General features: G+C 71.6%; 11 protein-coding genes and 2 pseudogenes. 8 read left to right on the plus strand and 5 right to left on the minus strand.

Features of this window, described 5'->3' with window-relative positions:
- Positions 1–148 precede the first annotated feature (148 nt).
- A complete protein-coding gene (locus ACIQI7_RS21865) occupies positions 149–1,978 on the plus strand; it encodes a hypothetical protein (protein WP_401112535.1) in 1,830 nt (609 codons plus the stop codon).
- Between the two features lie 342 nt (positions 1,979–2,320).
- On the opposite strand, the gene ACIQI7_RS21870 is transcribed toward ACIQI7_RS21865, so the two are convergent.
- Positions 2,321–2,908 carry an SMI1/KNR4 family protein gene (locus ACIQI7_RS21870; protein ID WP_401112903.1) on the minus strand — a complete coding sequence of 196 codons (588 nt, stop codon included), beginning with the start codon at positions 2,906–2,908 and terminating at the stop codon, positions 2,321–2,323.
- Positions 2,909–3,490: 582 nt separating this feature from the next.
- On the opposite strand from ACIQI7_RS21870, the gene ACIQI7_RS21875 reads away from it, so the two are divergent.
- The 5 genes from ACIQI7_RS21875 (at position 3,491) to ACIQI7_RS21895 (ending at position 7,553) form a co-directional block, all read left to right on the plus strand.
- Complete coding sequence (locus ACIQI7_RS21875; protein ID WP_401112537.1) at positions 3,491–3,880, plus strand: hypothetical protein; 390 nt, start codon at positions 3,491–3,493, stop codon at positions 3,878–3,880.
- A 105-nt stretch (positions 3,881–3,985) separates the two neighbouring features.
- Entirely contained in the window at positions 3,986–4,894 is a 909-nt protein-coding gene (locus ACIQI7_RS21880; RefSeq protein ID WP_401112539.1) for an ABC transporter ATP-binding protein, read from the plus strand.
- A gap of 11 nt (positions 4,895–4,905) precedes the next feature.
- Positions 4,906–5,646 carry an ABC transporter permease gene (locus ACIQI7_RS21885; RefSeq protein WP_387751100.1) on the plus strand — a complete coding sequence of 247 codons (741 nt, stop codon included), beginning with the start codon at positions 4,906–4,908 and terminating at the stop codon, positions 5,644–5,646.
- Between the two features lie 3 nt (positions 5,647–5,649).
- Positions 5,650–6,933, plus strand: coding sequence for a sensor histidine kinase (locus ACIQI7_RS21890; RefSeq protein ID WP_401112541.1), 1,284 nt, complete (start codon positions 5,650–5,652; stop codon positions 6,931–6,933).
- Positions 6,930–7,553, plus strand: coding sequence for a response regulator (locus ACIQI7_RS21895; RefSeq protein WP_387751094.1), 624 nt, complete (start codon positions 6,930–6,932; stop codon positions 7,551–7,553). The genes ACIQI7_RS21890 and ACIQI7_RS21895 overlap by 4 nt, the downstream gene beginning before the upstream one ends.
- Positions 7,554–7,622: 69 nt before the next feature.
- Here the strand turns inward: ACIQI7_RS21895 and ACIQI7_RS21900 are convergent, their stop codons facing one another.
- The 4 genes from ACIQI7_RS21900 to ACIQI7_RS21915 all read right to left on the minus strand — a co-directional run bounded on the left by ACIQI7_RS21900 (position 7,623) and on the right by ACIQI7_RS21915 (position 12,997).
- A complete protein-coding gene (locus tag ACIQI7_RS21900; RefSeq protein ID WP_401112543.1) occupies positions 7,623–8,438 on the minus strand; it encodes a thioesterase II family protein in 816 nt (271 codons plus the stop codon).
- A 10-nt stretch (positions 8,439–8,448) separates the two neighbouring features.
- Positions 8,449–11,625 (minus strand): type I polyketide synthase, encoded by a 3,177-nt coding sequence (locus ACIQI7_RS21905; RefSeq protein ID WP_401112544.1) that lies wholly within the window; start codon positions 11,623–11,625, stop codon positions 8,449–8,451.
- Positions 11,622–12,767 carry an HAD-IIIC family phosphatase gene (locus ACIQI7_RS21910; protein WP_401112546.1) on the minus strand — a complete coding sequence of 382 codons (1,146 nt, stop codon included), beginning with the start codon at positions 12,765–12,767 and terminating at the stop codon, positions 11,622–11,624. The genes ACIQI7_RS21905 and ACIQI7_RS21910 overlap by 4 nt, the downstream gene beginning before the upstream one ends.
- Positions 12,768–12,874: 107 nt before the next feature.
- Positions 12,875–12,997: a hypothetical protein gene (locus ACIQI7_RS21915; protein ID WP_401112548.1), complete on the minus strand. Its 123-nt coding sequence runs from the start codon at positions 12,995–12,997 to the stop codon at positions 12,875–12,877.
- A gap of 227 nt (positions 12,998–13,224) precedes the next feature.
- Between ACIQI7_RS21915 and ACIQI7_RS21920 the strand changes: the two are divergent.
- Positions 13,225–13,421, plus strand: a pseudogene (locus ACIQI7_RS21920) (transposase); the annotation flags it as partial.
- Positions 13,422–13,472: 51 nt separating this feature from the next.
- A pseudogene (locus ACIQI7_RS21925) lies at positions 13,473–13,709 on the plus strand (oxidoreductase C-terminal domain-containing protein); the annotation flags it as partial.
- Positions 13,710–15,462 lie beyond the last annotated feature (1,753 nt).

Here is a 15,462-nt window from a genome sequence, read left to right on the forward strand (position 1 = left end):
GCTGGCCCCGGCGGTGACGGCGTGGGCGAACGGGGGGCAGCGCGGACGCCGCCCGGCGCAGCGCGTCGTCCAGGTCCGCGCCGGGCCGGGTTGGGCTCGTATCGTGGCCTGCGGGCATTGTCCGTGTTCGTACCTAGAGTGTGCCGGTGTGAGATCACCTGAAGAGCTGCACACGATCGACTGGCCCTCGTTGGAACACGCCTACGGCGAGGGCAGCGACGTGCCCGGCTGGGTACGCGCCCTGTACTCCGACGACCGGCGCCAGGCGGACAAGGCGCTGTCCGAGTTCTTCGGCCGGGCGCTGCACCAGGGGTCGGTGTCATCGGTCGCGGTGGCGGCCGTTCCCTTCCTCGCCCACGCCGCGGCGCACACCCGCCACGAACGGGCGGACCTGCTTGCCGCTCTGGCCGGATGCGGAGGCAGTGGAGCGGAGCCGGAGTACGACGACGAGGTGCGGGGGTGCGCCGGGGTCGCCGCCGAGGTGGCCGGGCTGCTGCACCTGCTGCACGACGAGGACCCGGTGGTGCGCCGCAACACTGTGCGCGTCGCCCGCCGTGCCAGCGACGAGACCGTCCCCATGGTGATGCGCGAGCTGACCGCCTGCTACGAGTCCGACCCCACCGCCGCTGTCCGCGCCGAGGCGCTCACCGTCCTGACCCTGCTCGACACCGACGGCGATGCCGCCGACCGCCGCCTCCGGTCGGCCCTGACGGACCCGGTTCCGGCCGTCCGCGCCGCCGGCGCACTGGCCCTGCTGGAACGCTCCGAGGCGCCCTACCCGGGCGACCTGGTCGCCGTCCTGGCCGAGGCCGGAGGCGACCCCGGGTTCGACGTCGGTACCCGCGAGTTCGCCCCGGGGATCGGTAGCGTCGACGAACGCGCCTGGATCCTGACCGACGACGCGGATGCCCTGGCGACGGTGGCCCGCGGCTGGATCGCTCAGGGGGACCACCAGAGCCGCGGCACAGCGCGGGCCCGGCACCTGTCCGCGATGTGGCGCGACCGCGAGGACGAGACCGTCGGTCTGCTCACCGAAGCCCTCCGCCATGAGCACGACCTCTGGGACCTCGGCCACCTGCTCGGCACGATCTCCCAGTACCTGCTCGGAGCTTCCCGTCCCGGTCCGGCGCTCGCCGACAACCTCCTCCCCCACGTCCACACCGACACCCTCGCCGGCCGCCGGGCCCAGACGATCCTCGGGCAGCTCGGCGATCCGCGCCTCCTCACCCACGTTCCCGAGCCGGCCCCGGAGGCACTGGCCGCACTCGCCGTCCGTACCCGCGACCCGGAGCACCAGCGCCTCGCACTTCGGCACCCCGACGGCGCTCATCTGGACGGCCTCTACACCGATCTGTCCGCCGAGGAGGCCCGTACCCATCTGCCCGACCTCATCCGCCTCCTGCGCGACCGCCCCACCTGCGCCCTCGTCCGCTGCTTCGGCGACTGGGCGATCCGGGACGCCGGACTCCTCGATCGGCTGGAAGCCCTCACCCACGCGGCCACCGACGACGAGCTCGCTTGCGCAGCAGCCGTCGCCACCGCCCGCCTCACCGGCGATCCGGTCATCGCCCTGCGACTGCTGGCGCACCAGCTTGCCGAGAGCAGTCGACGGCTGGAGGAGGCAGGGCGCCTGGGCGATGCGGGCGCTCCCCTGCTGCCGCTGATCGAGTGCTACCTCGACGACGACTACGACTGGACACGGCTGCACGCCGCCGAGGCCCACTGGCAGGTCACCGGCGAACCGGTTGCTGCACTCCCCGTCCTGACGGCGCTGGTGGATCCGTCCCGTCCCGTGGGTGTACGGGCCCTTCAGGCACTCCACCGGATCGGACCACCCTACCCGTCCGATCTGCAACCGCAGCTGCTGCACTGGGCAACCAGCGAGCGCCGACTGCTGCGCGAATACGGCATTGGCTCCCCAGCTCAGCGACACCGGGACGACCAGCTGCGCGAAACGGCTCGCCGGATGCTCGGCTGAGGTCGGCACCGGTAGAGGCCGACGCCGACGGGGGAGTAGGGCCGGGCCCCGGAGTCGAGTACCGGTAGTCGTGAAGGCCCGGGGCCATGGGGGATAGTTGCGCAGCTCGCCGAGCACCGCGTGGAGTGGGCGTAGCGGGCCGTCCCAGACGGGCTGGCGCGTCCGTCTCGAACCGGCCGTAGGGTTCACGTGAGTTCAGAACAGTGGGGACAGCGCCCTGCGGTCTGCGTCAGTGAGCAGTTCGGCCCACTTCGGATCAGCAAGGGCCTGCTGCATCAGTAGGGCCGCGGCGAGGCCGAGGTCGGGCAGGTCTACGGCGGCGGCCGAAGCGTTGCTGTTTCGCTATGCGCCGGAGGACAGTCGGCTTGCGGCCTGGTCCCATGGCTGAGGTTCGACCAGGTCGTCCTTGTCGAAAGCGTCCTCCTCGAACCAGCCCGTTCCCGCGAGCCATCTTTCCAGCCACGCTGCGAGGCTGGCGGAGTCGAGGAACCAACACTGATCCCACGATCCGCCGCTGTACGGGTTCGGCTCGAAGAGCAGGACCTGTCCATCTTCACTGAGACAATCAACTCCTGCGTACATGCCACAGCCCCAGGTCAGGATCGGTACGACGCCTTCGGGCCACTCCGGGTGCTCCACGCCAACGGAGGCCTCACGTCGCGTCATGTATTCGCCAGCGACGCTGGAGCCCGACCCAAGCAGCGGCAGCAGTCGGTAGTCAGGGCCGAAGCCGCCGTCAGCGACTTCGCGATACAGGCGCGCAAGTAGGGGATGCAGCGCGAAGCCCAGTCGCCCCTCGGCCTCCGCAATCTCGGCATCGCCGACAGGCGCGGGAAGGTCCTCGTTGTCCGATGCGGCCCGTGTGGCGACGCGTTGCACGAGGTTATCAATATTGGTCATGACCGTGATGCTGTCAGAGCCCGCCGACATGCCGACGGCCAGGGCCGCCGAGCAGACTGGTGGGCGGAGTTCAGCGAACTCGCTGGCGGAAGAGGCCGCTCCATCACCACGCCGCAACCGGCACGTCGGCAAGATGCTGCGCATCCGGGCGAGCGGGGCGTGGGGCAGCCGCGCCCCTGCCACGGATCGTTCGGAGCGGAGACCAGCGCGGCGGCCTGTTCGCGCTTGGTCAGGGTGGGCAGCCCCAACCGTCCCGGGGCCCTGCGGCCGCTGTCCGCGCTGCGGTGAGGCATCGGTAGCCTCCGCCCATGGCCTGGATTGCCCTGTGGCCGGGTCAGTGTGTGGGCGGGTGTCGAGCAACGGACCGGAAGCGCCTCCTGTCCTGCCTCTATCGGTGCCCGGCGTATCGTGCTCGGTCATCGACGGGTCGATGCCGCCGATCTCGGCATGGCGGCCCAGGGTGTCACCGGCCGTGTCCGAATCGAACTCTGACCGGGGTCTGCGAAGCCCGCACCACCGAGAGAAACGAGCACCCGTGGGGTCCAGCTTCTACGTCAGCGCCGATCGCGAGCGGGTCGGACCGTGGGCGTTCACCGGCGAGCAGGTAAAGGAGTGCGTCCGCAGGCACTGGCCGGACGCCACTTCCTGGAGATCGTGGCGGACGTCGGCCACGGGCGGCCGGCGGAGCTGTCGTTCAACCTCCGGGGCACCGGCATGCGCCGCGGCGAGATCCTGGCCCTCCACTGGTCCGATGTCCACCTCATGGACCGCAAGCTCTACGTCCGCTGGACCCTCGCGGCCGTCAACAACAACGGCATCCTCGTCCGCGGGCCCAAGACCGAGGCCGGCCGCGCCTGGATCAGCCTCTCCCCCAGGGTCATGACCGCCCTCCACTGCCAGGCCGCGATCCAGATGGCCGCCCCCGGAGGGCCGACTGAAGGGCCTCGTCTTCGCCCTACCGGCGGTCTATCGAAGCGCGAAGCGAGGGCGGAGCGCCGCTGACTCTCCATCAACCGATTGGTGGATGGTGAGCATCCGCCGCAGCAAGCGGCAGGTGTGGCCGTCCAGTCGATCCGGCGGACCGGGGTCGGCTGCCAGGCTGATGCCATGGCAATCATCGAGGTGGAAAACCTCGTCAAGCGCTATGGCGACCACTCCGTGCTGAACGGGGTCAGCTTCGCCGTCGAGCAGGGCGAGATCTTCGGCATCCTGGGCCCCAACGGGGCCGGCAAGACCACGACCGTCGAGTGCATCGAGGGTCTGCGCACCCCGGACGGCGGGACCATCAACGTCTGCGGCCTGGACCCGCAACGCGACGACGGCGAGCTGCGGCAGCTGCTCGGCGCGCAGCTGCAGGAGAGCGAGCTGCCCGACAAGCTCAAGGTCGGCGAGGCGCTGGAGCTGTACAGCTCCTTCTACCGCCAGCCGGCCGACTGGCGCGAGCTGGCCGAGATCCTCAACCTCACCGGCAAGCTCGGCACCCAGTTCCGGCGCCTGTCCGGCGGTCAGAAGCAGCGGCTGTCGATCGCCCTCGCGCTGCTCGGCACCCCGAAGGTGGCGGTGCTCGACGAGCTCACCACCGGCCTGGACCCGCAGGCGCGTCGCGACGTGTGGGGCCTGATCGAGCGCATCCGCGACCGGGGCGTGACGATCCTGCTGGTCACCCACTTCATGGAGGAGGCGGAGCGGCTCTGCGACCGGCTGGCCGTGATCGACACCAGGCGCGTCATCGCGATCGACACCCCGGGCGGCCTGGTGTCGAGGGTCGACAAGAGCCAGCGGCTCCGGTTCCGGCCGTCCGGGCCGCTGGACGAGGCGAAGCTGTCCGCGCTGCCCGAGGTCACCGCCGTCGAGTGGGCCGGCCCCCAGATCGTCGTGACCGGCACCGGGGACCTGCTGCTCGCCGTGACCACCCTGCTGGCCGGCCAGCGGATCTCCGCCCTCGACCTGCGGGTCGAGCAGAACTCGCTGGAGGACGCGTTCGTAGCGCTCACCGGCCGCCCCGTCGAATCCTGAGGAGTCCCACCGTGTCCCCCCTGCTCCGGCTCACCGCCACCGAGACCAAACTGTTCCTCCGCGAGCCGATCGTCGTGTTCTTCGCGGTCGCGTTCGCCCCGATCCTGCTGGTCGTGCTCGGCCTGATCCCGTCTATGCGGGAGAACAGCCCGGAGCTCGGCAACGTGCGGCCGATCACCCTGTACCTGCCGATCGTCGTATCGATGGGCATCGCCCTGTTCGCACTCAGCGGTCTGTCCCAACTGTTCGCCTCCTACCGGGAGAAGGGCGTGCTGCGGCGGATGCGGACCACGCCGGTCAAGCCCGGCGTGATGCTCGGCGCGCAGTTGCTGATGGCCACGGTGCTGTCCGTGGTGACGATGCTGGTCATGCTGGCCATCGGCAAGCTGGCCTTCGACGTGGACCTGCCCCGCAAGCTCCCGGCGTACCTGCTCAGCTACCTGCTGGTGGCGCTGGCGATGTTCGCCGTCGGCCTGCTCGTCGCCGCGCTCGCGCCGACCGGCCGCAGCGCCAGCGCGATGGGTTCGCTGGTCTTCTTCCCGCTGGTCTTCTTCGCCGGCCTGTGGCTGCCGCGCGCGAAGATGAACGACGTGCTGCTGACGATCAGCGACTTGACGCCGCTCGGCGCCGGCGTGCAATCATTGCAGGACACCACCGCCGGACACTGGCCGCAGCTGATCCACCTCGCCGCCATGCTGGGGTGGACGATCGTGGCCGGCGGACTGGCCGCGCGATACTTCCGCTGGGAGTAGTGGGTGAGCATCGAGGCCGAGCTGCGCGCCGAGTTCGATCACTGGGAGCGTACGGAGACCGCGACCTTCAAGGCCCTCCCGTACGTACTCCTGGCCATCAGCACCCTGATCACGCTGTTCCAGCTGGTCCGGCAGGTGCCGATGCACGTAACCCTGGTGCTCGGACTCTCCGCCGCCGCCGCGCTCTGGATGCTCTGCTTCCGTACGCTCCGCCTGGAACGGCGTCAGAACCGCCGGCTGATGAGCGGATACTACGCCGGGCTGATGCTGCTGGCCGCCTGCCTGGTGGCCGTCGCTCCCTGGTACGGGCTCTTCACTTTCGTCGGCTACCCCCAGGCGTTCCAGTACCTGCGGGGTCGTCGGCGTTACGCCGGCGCCGCCGCTACCGCGATGATCTCGGCGGCGGCGTTCATGGGGGGCGTGAGCGGCATCAACGACGCCCGGATGTGGTGGGCGTGGCTGGCCGTCGGGCTGATCTCCGCGGGGTTGGCCGGGGCGCTCTTCTACTTCGTCGAGATGGCCGACCACCGCAACGACAAGCAGAAGCAGGCGCTCGTCGAACTGCACGAGGCCAACGTCAAGCTGGAGGCGGCACTGGCGGAGAACGCCGGCCTGCACGCCCGGTTGATGGTCCAGGCCCGTGAGGCGGGCGTGCTGGACGAGCGGCAGCGGATGGCCCGGGAGATCCACGACACCCTCGCCCAGGGGCTGGCCGGCATACTCACCCAGCTCCAGGCCGCCGAGCAGACCATGGACGAGCCCCCGACGCTGCGTCAGCACCTGGCGAACGCGACGAACCTGGCCCGCGAGAGCCTCGTCGAGGCCCGCCGGACCGTCCACGCGGTGGAGCCGTCGGTGCTCGCCGAGGCCCGGCTCCCAGACGCGATCGGCGACGTGGCCAGGCGCTGGTCGGAGATCCACCACATCGACGCGGCGCTCACCACCACCGGTGACGCCCGGCCGATGCACACCGAGGTCGAGGTGACGCTGCTGCGGACCGCGCAGGAGGCACTGGCCAATGTGGCCAAGCACGCGCGGGCCAGCCGGGTCGGCCTGACGCTGTCGTACATGGAGGACCTGGTCACCCTCGACGTGCGGGACGACGGCGTGGGCTTCGACCCGAACGCCAAGCGGGTCAGCGGCTCCACGAACGGGGGCTTCGGCCTCGTCGGCATGCGCCAGCGGGTGCAGCGCCTCGCCGGGCGGTTGGCCATCGAGTCGGAACCGGGTGGCGGGACGGCGATCTCGGCGGCCGTCCCCGCCATCCCCGCGGGAGGTGCGGATTGATCACGCTACTGATCGTCGACGATCATCCGGTGGTGCGGGACGGACTGCGAGGCATGTTCACCGCCGACCCCCGGTTCGAGGTGCTCGGCGAGGCCGGTGACGGCGCGGAGGCCATCACCGCCGCGGAGGAACTGCGGCCCGACGTGGTCCTGATGGATCTGCGGATGCCGAGGACCGATGGGGTGACCGCCATCAAGGAACTGACGAAGCGCGGCGTGCCCGCGCGGGTGCTGGTGCTCACCACGTACGACATGGACAGCGACGTCGTGCCGGCCATCGAGGCCGGCGCCACCGGCTACCTGCTGAAGGACGCGCCGCGGGAGGAGCTGTTCCGTGCGGTGGAGGCTGCCGCGCAGGGGCAGGCGGTGCTCTCCCCCTCGATCGCGACCCGGCTCATGGGCCAGGTGCGACGGCCCGCGCCCGCGCCGCTCTCGGCGCGCGAGCTGGAGATCCTGGAGCTGGTCGCCCAGGGGACGACCAACCGCGAGGCCGCTCAGAAGCTCTTCATCAGCGAGGCGACGGTCAAGACCCACCTCCTGCACATGTACGCCAAACTCGGTGTCAGCGACCGGGCGGCCGCCGTGGCCGCCGGGTTCTCGCACGGCTACCTGACGCCCTGACGAGGCTCGCACCGCACGCGTGGGTGCCTCCCCGGCGGCACAGCGCCGGGGAGGCACCCACGCGACGCGTCACCGTCCGCCGGCGGAAGGGCTGGTGGTGCCCACGGCCTCCGAGAGGTGGCCGTCCAGGAGCCCGATGACCCGCGGCATCTCCTCGGTCAGGAAGAAGTGGCCGCCGGGGAAGACCTGGAGGTCGAACGCCCCGGTGGTGTGGGCCCGCCAGTCCTCCGCCTCCGCGATCGAGGTCTTAAGGTCGCGGTCGCCCGTCAGGGAGGTGATCGGGCAACTGACGACGGCGTCCTGCTCGGCACAGTAGGTCTCGATGGCGCGGTAGTCGGCGCGCAGCGCCGGCAGCGCGGCCGCCATCAGGTCGGGGTCGTCGAGGACGATGGACGAGGACCCGTCCAGTCGGCGGATCTCGGCGGTGATCGCGTCGTCCCCGAGCAGGTGCACTCCCTCGGACGGTCCCAGCCCGATCGCCGGGCCGCGGCGGCCGGAGACCACCAGGCGGGCGGCCGGCCGCCCCGCCGCCTCGAGACGGCGGGCCACCTCGAAGGCGACGACGGCGCCCATGCTGTGGCCGAACAGGACCAGGGGCAGCTCGGGCCGCCGGGCCAGCACCTCGTGGATGCGATCGGCCAGGACGTTCAGGTCGGCGATCGGCTCCTCACGGCGGCGGTCCTGGCGGCCCGGGTACTGGACGGCCAGCACCTCGACGCGGTCGGCGGCGGCCAGCGCGAACGGCACCGGGCGGTAGAAGGGGGCGGTGCCCCCCGCGTGCGGGAAACAGACCAGGCGGGCGGTGGGAGCTTCCGTACCGCGGTAGCTGCGCAGCCACAGGTCGTCGTCGGCGGCGGCGGGGGTGGGGTCGGGTCGGGTGGACATGGTTCTCCGTTCAGTGTTCGCGGTCGGGACCGATCTCGGCCTCGATGAGGGCGAGCAGTTCATCGTCGGTGGTGTCGGACAGGGCGTCCGCGGCGGTCCCGCGGCCGGGCCCGCCGACGGGCCGGCCCACCAGCGACTCCAGCCGGACCAGCGCCCGCGCCCCGGCCGTCGGGTCCTCGGTGGCGGCGAGCAGTGCTTCGAGGGTGTCGAGCGCCGCGGGTAGCGGGTCGGGGTTCAGCTCGGCGTGCAGGCGGGACGCCAGGGCGGCGGGCGACGGGTGGTCGTACACCAGGCCCGGCGCCAGCGCGAGACCGGTGGCGGACACGAGCCGGTTGCGCAGCTCGACGGCCAGCACGGATCCCATGCCCTGGGACTTGAAGGTCCGGGTCGGGTGCACCCGCCCGGCACCGTCGTGGCCGAGGACGGCCGCGGCGTGGCCGAGGACGAGGTCGAGCACGGCCCGTTCGGTGCCCAGGGCCGCGGCGACCGGCCGAGCCCCCGGATCCGGGGACAGGGCGGCGGCGGGAGCCGGATGCACCGGGGCCGACTGCCCGGTGGCCAGCCAGTGGTGCGTGCGCTGGAAGGGGTACGCGGGCAGGTCCACGGTCCGTCCGGCCGCCGGCAAGACCGCGCGCCAGTCGACGGGCACCCCCTGGACGTGGGCCTCAGCCAGCGAGGCCAGCAGGCGCTCGGCACCGCCGTCCTCACGCCGCAGCGTGCCGACGGCCACCTCGGCGGCGATGCCGCCGACCAGCAGCGGATGCGGAGACACTTCCACGAAGGCACCGTGGCCGGCGGCAGTGAGCACCCCGACGGCCCGGTCGAACTCGACGGTCTCGCGCAGGCTCGCATACCAGTAGTCCGGGTCCGCCTCGGGGCCGGCCAGCCACCGTCCGGTCAGCGCGGAGACCATCGGCACCCGGGCCGGGCCTGGCTCGATCCCCTTCAGGACGGCCAGGACCTCTTCGCGCAGCCCGTCCACGTGGGCGCTGTGCGAGGCGTAGTCGACCGGGACCATCCGGGTGCGCACCGTCTCGCCGCACGCGGCCGCCAGCTCCCGCAGGGCGTCGGGCTCACCGGACACCACTGTCGTCGCGGGGCCGTTCACCGCCGCGACCGACAGCCGCCGCCCGAACGGCGCGATCCGCGCCCGGACCGCGTCCACCGGCTCGGCGACCGAGAGCATCCCTCCACGACCGGCGAGCGCCGTCAGCGCCCGGCTGCGCAGCGCCACGACCTTGGCCGCGTCGTTCAGCGAGAGGATCCCTGCGACGGCGGCGGCGGCGATCTCGCCCTGCGAGTGGCCTACCACCGCGTCGGGGACGACACCCGCCGTCTCCCAGACAGCGGCCAGCGAGACCATCACGGCCCACAGCGCGGGCTGCACCACGTCCGCGGCCTCGAAACCGTGCTGGCCGGCCAGGACGTCGTCCAACTGCCACTCCACGTACGGCGCGAGAGCCTCAGAACACTCCGCCAGCCGCGCCGCGAACACCGGGCACGACGCGGCCAACTCGCGGCCCATGCCGACCCACTGGCTCCCCTGGCCGGGGAAGACGAACACCGTACGCCCGGGACCTTCGGGGCGGCGGACCGCGCCGGTGACCACCACGGCGGAGGGGCGGCCCTCCGCGAGGGCCGCCAGGCCTTTCCGCAGCTCCGGGCCGAGCAGCACCGCGCGGTGGTCGAGCGACGCCCGTGTCGTGGCGAGCGACCAGGCGACCTCGCGGTCCGACGGCTCTGGCCGGGCCGCCAGGTGCTCCCGCAGCCGGTCGGCCAGCGCGGCCAGCGCGGCCGGTGTCCGGGCCGATAGCCTCCAGACGGCAGCGGCGTCGAGCAGTGGCCGGGGCCCGGTGCCGTCCGCCGCGGTCGCTTCGGGGGCCGGGGCGGGCGGGTCGGCCGGTCCGACCGGGGCTGCCTCCAGGACGACATGGGCGTTGGTGCCGCCGATCCCGAAGCCCGACACGCCCGCGCGGGGCGGGTGCGCGGTCTCCGGCCACGGTGCTGGCTCCGTCAGCAGCCGCACCGCGCCGTCGCCCCAGTCGACGGCCGGCGTGGGCTCGGTGATGTGCAGCGACGCGGGGAGCGTGCGGTGCCGCAGCGCGAGGACCGTCTTGATGACGCCGGCGGCGCCCGCCGCGGCGAGGGTGTGACCGAGGTTGGATTTCACCGAGCCGACCAGCAGCGGGCGCCCGTGCGCCCGGTCCCGGCCGTAGGCAGCGAGCAGGGCGCCCGCCTCGACGCGGTCGCCCAGCCGGGTGCCGGTGCCGTGCGCCTCGACGGCGTCGACGTCCGCGGGGGCCAGCTCCGCGTCGGCGAGCGCGGCGAGTATGACCTCGTGTTGGGCCTCGCCGTTCGGAGCCGTCAGGCTGTGACTGGCGCCGTCCGAGTTGACGGCCGATCCACGGATCACCGCAAGCACCCGGTGGCCGAGGCGGTGCGCCCGCTCCAGCCGCTCCAGCACGAGGACGCCGGCCCCCTCCGACCAGGCGACGCCGTCCGCGTCCGCGGAGAAGGGCTTGCAGCGGGCGTCCGGGGCCAGACCGCCCAGCGCGCTGAACGCGACGTGGTAGCCGGGCGTCGTCATCACCGTCACCCCGCCGGCCAGTGCCAGGTCGCACCGGCCGTCGCGCAGCCCCTCGACGGCGAGGTGCAGCGCCACCAGCGAGCTGGAGGCCGAGGTGTCAACGGTGAGCACTGGCCCGTTGAGGCCGAGGACGTGGGCGAGGCGCCCGCTGATCACGCTCGGGGCGGTGCCGGTGAACAGCACGCCGGCCAAGTCGGCGGGCGCTTCGTGCAGCGGCGGCCCGTACGGCCGGGCCTCGGCGCCGAGGAACACCCCGGTGCGGGAGCCCCGCAGGGTGGTCGGGTCGATGCGGGCGCGTTCCAGGGCCTCCCAGCCCACTTCCAGGGCGAGCCGCTGTTGTGGGTCCATGGCGTCGGCCTCGCGCGGGGAGAGGTCGAAGAACGCGGCGTCGAACCGGGTCGCGCTGTCGAGGAACCCGCCGCGGTCGGTGGCGCAGCGCCCGTCGCGGCGCAGCGCGTCGAGGTCCCAGCCACGGTCGGTGGGGAAGGGGCCTGTGACGGTGCGGCGGTCGACGAGGGCCTGCCACAGGTCCTCGGGCGAGTCGATGCCGCCGGGGTAGCGGCAGGCCATGCCGACGACGGCCAGGGGCTCGGAGCTCATGCGCCGGCTCCGCCCGCGGATCCCACGGGGCCGAGGGCGGGGGCCTCGACGCGCACGGTGGTGGGGGCCGGACGGCGGTCGGGCACCAGGTGCCGGAACTCGATGCCCGCGCGCCCGGAGCCGGCCGCCCCCGCGTCGGCGGCAGCAACGTCGACGGGGCCCGCGGAGGGCAGTTCGGCGAGGCAGTCACACGCCGCGTCGGTGAAGCCGGCGAACCGGTAGGCGATCTCCATCATCCGGTTGCGGTCGGTGCGGCGGAAGTCGGCGGCCAGGTGGACGCCGGCCGCCGCTGCCTCGCCGATCAGCCAGTCGAGCAGGACGGCGCCCGCGCCGAAGGACACCACCCGGCAGGAGGTGGCCAGCAGCTTCAGGTGCCAGACCCGCTCGTGGTAGCCGACGAGCAGCACGCCGACGGCGCCGTGCGGACCGAAGCGGTCGGTGAGGGAGACCGTGAGGACCTCGTGCTCCGGATCGGCGATCAGGCGCCGCAGGTCGGCGTCGGAGTAGTAGACGCCCGTGGCGTTCATCTGGCTGGTGCGGAGGGTGAGTTCCTCGACCCGGGAGAGGTCGGCGTCGTCGGCCCGCTTGATCTCCATGACCAGTTCCAGCGAGCGGAGGAACGCCTCGTCGGGGCCGGTGAACTCCTCGCGCTCGGCGGCCCGGCGAAAGCCCGCCTGGTACATGCTGCGGCGGCGGGCGCCGTCGACGGTGACGACGGCCGGGCTGAACTCGGGCAGGGCGGTCAGCTCCGCGGCCCGCGCCGCGTCGAAGCAGCGGACCTCGGGGTGGTGGTGGGCGACCTCGGCGCGCTCCGCCGGCTGGTCGTCGATGAAGGCGATGGTCTTCAGGGCGAAGTTCAACCGGTCGGCGATCTCCTTGACCGACTGGGACTTGGGATGCCAGCCGATCTGCGGCAGGACGAAGTACTCGGCGATGCCGAGGGCCTCCAGCTGCTGCCAGGCGTGGTCGTGGTCGTTCTTGCTGGCCACGGCCTGGAGGATGCCGCGGGCGTCGAGTTCGACGATGGTGCGGCGGATCTCCTCGGGCAGCACCACCTCGTGGTCCTCCAGGAGGGTGCCCCGCCACGGGGTGTTGTCCAGGTCCCAGACCAGGCACTTGACGAGGGTGGGTGCGTCGGACACGGGGCGCTCCTTCGATTTCCGTTCGTTGCCGTGTTCGTGGTGCGTGTGGTGTATGTCGTGCTTGTGGTACGTCGTGCTGGTCGCGCCCGTGCGGGGCGGCGGGCGGCTCAGAGCCGGTCGAGGGCGTGCCGGGCGAGGATCAACTGCGAGATCTCGGTGCTGCCTTCGATCAGCCGTTGATCAACTCCTTTGTGGTCCGAGCTGTCACCATTGATCCAGTGACTGATCACCCGGGGACCGGATCTGCACGCTCGGCGCCAGCGTGGGCGCGTCGGGCCCAGGAGGAGAGGTGCCCCGACAGTCAGCGGAACGTTTCTGGCTGTCCATCGGATCGGGCCGCCCGGCAACGCCGACCCAGCCCACGCGAGGTGGGGCGAGGCGGCGACAGCCGTCGGACAACCACACCCTCGTCGAACATAATCCTGCGGCCGGACTGGGATTCGGCGAACATCTCGGCGCCGACGACAGCATACTGATCATCGACGAAACCGGCTTCGTGAAGAACGGCACCACCTCCGCCGGAGCCAGCGGCAGTACTCCGGCACCGACGGCCGCACCGAGAACCCGCCGAGTCGGAGTCTTCCTCGCGCATTCCGGGAAGCTGGGTCGGACCCTGACGACCGGACGCTCTACTTGCCGCAGTCCTGGACTGATGCCGAGTGGACACCTAGGCATCCTAACGAGCCGGTGGCGTCGCGGGACAAACTGAGCATGGAGTACCTCGGTTACGTCGAGCCCGACGGCTACGACAGGGTCGTGTTCCGGGGGGACGTGAAGGCCAACGAGTTCATCGCGTTCTGGCTCAAGGACGGCCGGGTCCTCGCCGGTATGAACATGAACGTCTGGGACGTCACCGACCCGATCCGCGAACTGATCGTCTCCAAGCGCGTGGTGGACGCCGACCGTCTGGCGGACCCGAATGTCCCCCTCGGCGAGGTCTGAGACACAGCAGGAGCCCTGGCCGACGAGCAGCCAACCGGCCCTCGCTGCGGGCCACACCAACGGGACCGGTTCGATGGCCAGGGCTCCTGGCGGGCGTACAACCCTCGCCGAGTAGGGGGAATCGTGTCGAGCGACCCATCCGGCCACTTGACCCCCAGTCGCCCGGCGATAGCCACAGCTGCACGTCAGACGGTAGACAGCCCGCGCTGTTCGTTCACCGAGAGACAACTCAGAGGCGATGGTGAACGACGCGTGGTCCCCGACAAGTCCCCAACGACACCCCTTCCGCTGCGCCCCTCGGTCACGCTCGGTGGGCTACCGCATACAGAGGAGTGGAACTCGGGATACCCATACAGGTCGAACTCGCTGCAATGGTGCTGCACTGGAATGGTTCGGAGCGACCGGGCCCGTGGCGCTGAGACGCCGATCCAACGAGCCGTCCTGCGATGGTGCCGCACAGGGGTGGTGTGGAACGACTCGTAGATCGGCGGGGTACCAGTCGAGGTGAGGTTCCTTCGATGGTGCCGCACCAGGAAGGTGTGGAGTGACGGTGAACACCGGGGCTTGGGAGCCGATGCAGACCAGGTTGTGCCTGTGCCGTACCGGGATAGTGCGGAGCGACTGCCGGAGCTGACTACCGAGCCGTCACCCTGAACTCGGCTGCGATGGTACTGCACCAAGGTGGTGCGGAGGGACATCCTCGTGCTGGCGTACGGCCTACGGCGTGTCGCTGCGATGGTGCCGCACCACGATGATGCGGAGCGATCGCTGGGTGCCCATCACTCGGCAGGCCGCAGACGAGCTGCGATGGTGCCGCACCAGGATGATGATGCGGAACCACGCCAGGGCCAGCTGCCCTCAGCGCCGTGGCAGATGCTGCGATGGTGGCGCACTGGGATGGTACGGAGCGACGCCTCGCCGGCGCCCGTGCGCACGCGAGTCATCTGGCTGCGATGGTGCCGCACCGGGACGGAGCGGAGCAACGGGCGTGCACCGGGACGTTCGTTGCCTGTGCAGCGGCGCTGTGATGGTGCCACACCCGAATGGTGCGGAGCGATGGAGATCGAGCGGGACGCGTCGATCACCGTCACATCGCTGCGATGGCGCCGCACTGGGGTGGTGCGGAGCAACCGCTGGGTCCGACGGCCGGATCGGTGTGATCGACACGCTGCGATGGTGCCGCACCGGGACGATGCGGAGCGACATCGCTGCGCGGACGGTGTCGCGCTGCGGGAGGGTGTTGCGATGGTGCCGCATCGGGTTGGTGCGGAGAGACGACGGAGCAGGGCAAACGGTTCGCCGAGGCCACGATGCTGCGATGGTGCCGCACCAGGATGGTGCGGAGCGACACGGGTTCAGCCGGTCGGTGCGGCCGGGCCCGATGCTGCGATGGTGCCGCACCAACGAGGCGCGGAGGCTCCGCCTTCGCGTCGATGTTGGTCGTCCTGAAGTACGCGCGGCGATGGTGCCGCACCGGGGTGGCGCGGAGCGACATGCGTGGACGCAGCCCAACGCCACCGATCTCAAGGGACTGCGATGGTGCCGCACCGAGGTGGTGCGGAGGGACCGGAGCCGAGCACGTCAGGCCAGGCGGCTGCGGCGTTGCTCTGATGATGCCGCACTGAGGTGGTTGCGGAGCGACGGCGAGTGGAGTTTCGGCCAGCTGGTCGGGCTGGGGCTGCGATGGTGCAATGCCAGGATAGCGCGGAGGGACCGGTGCAGCGGGCGCGGCGGTCGGCAGCGTGGACGTAAC

Origin of the sequence: Kitasatospora sp. NPDC092039, from assembly GCF_044756065.1 — a bacterium.
Classification (GTDB): domain Bacteria; phylum Actinomycetota; class Actinomycetes; order Streptomycetales; family Streptomycetaceae; genus Kitasatospora.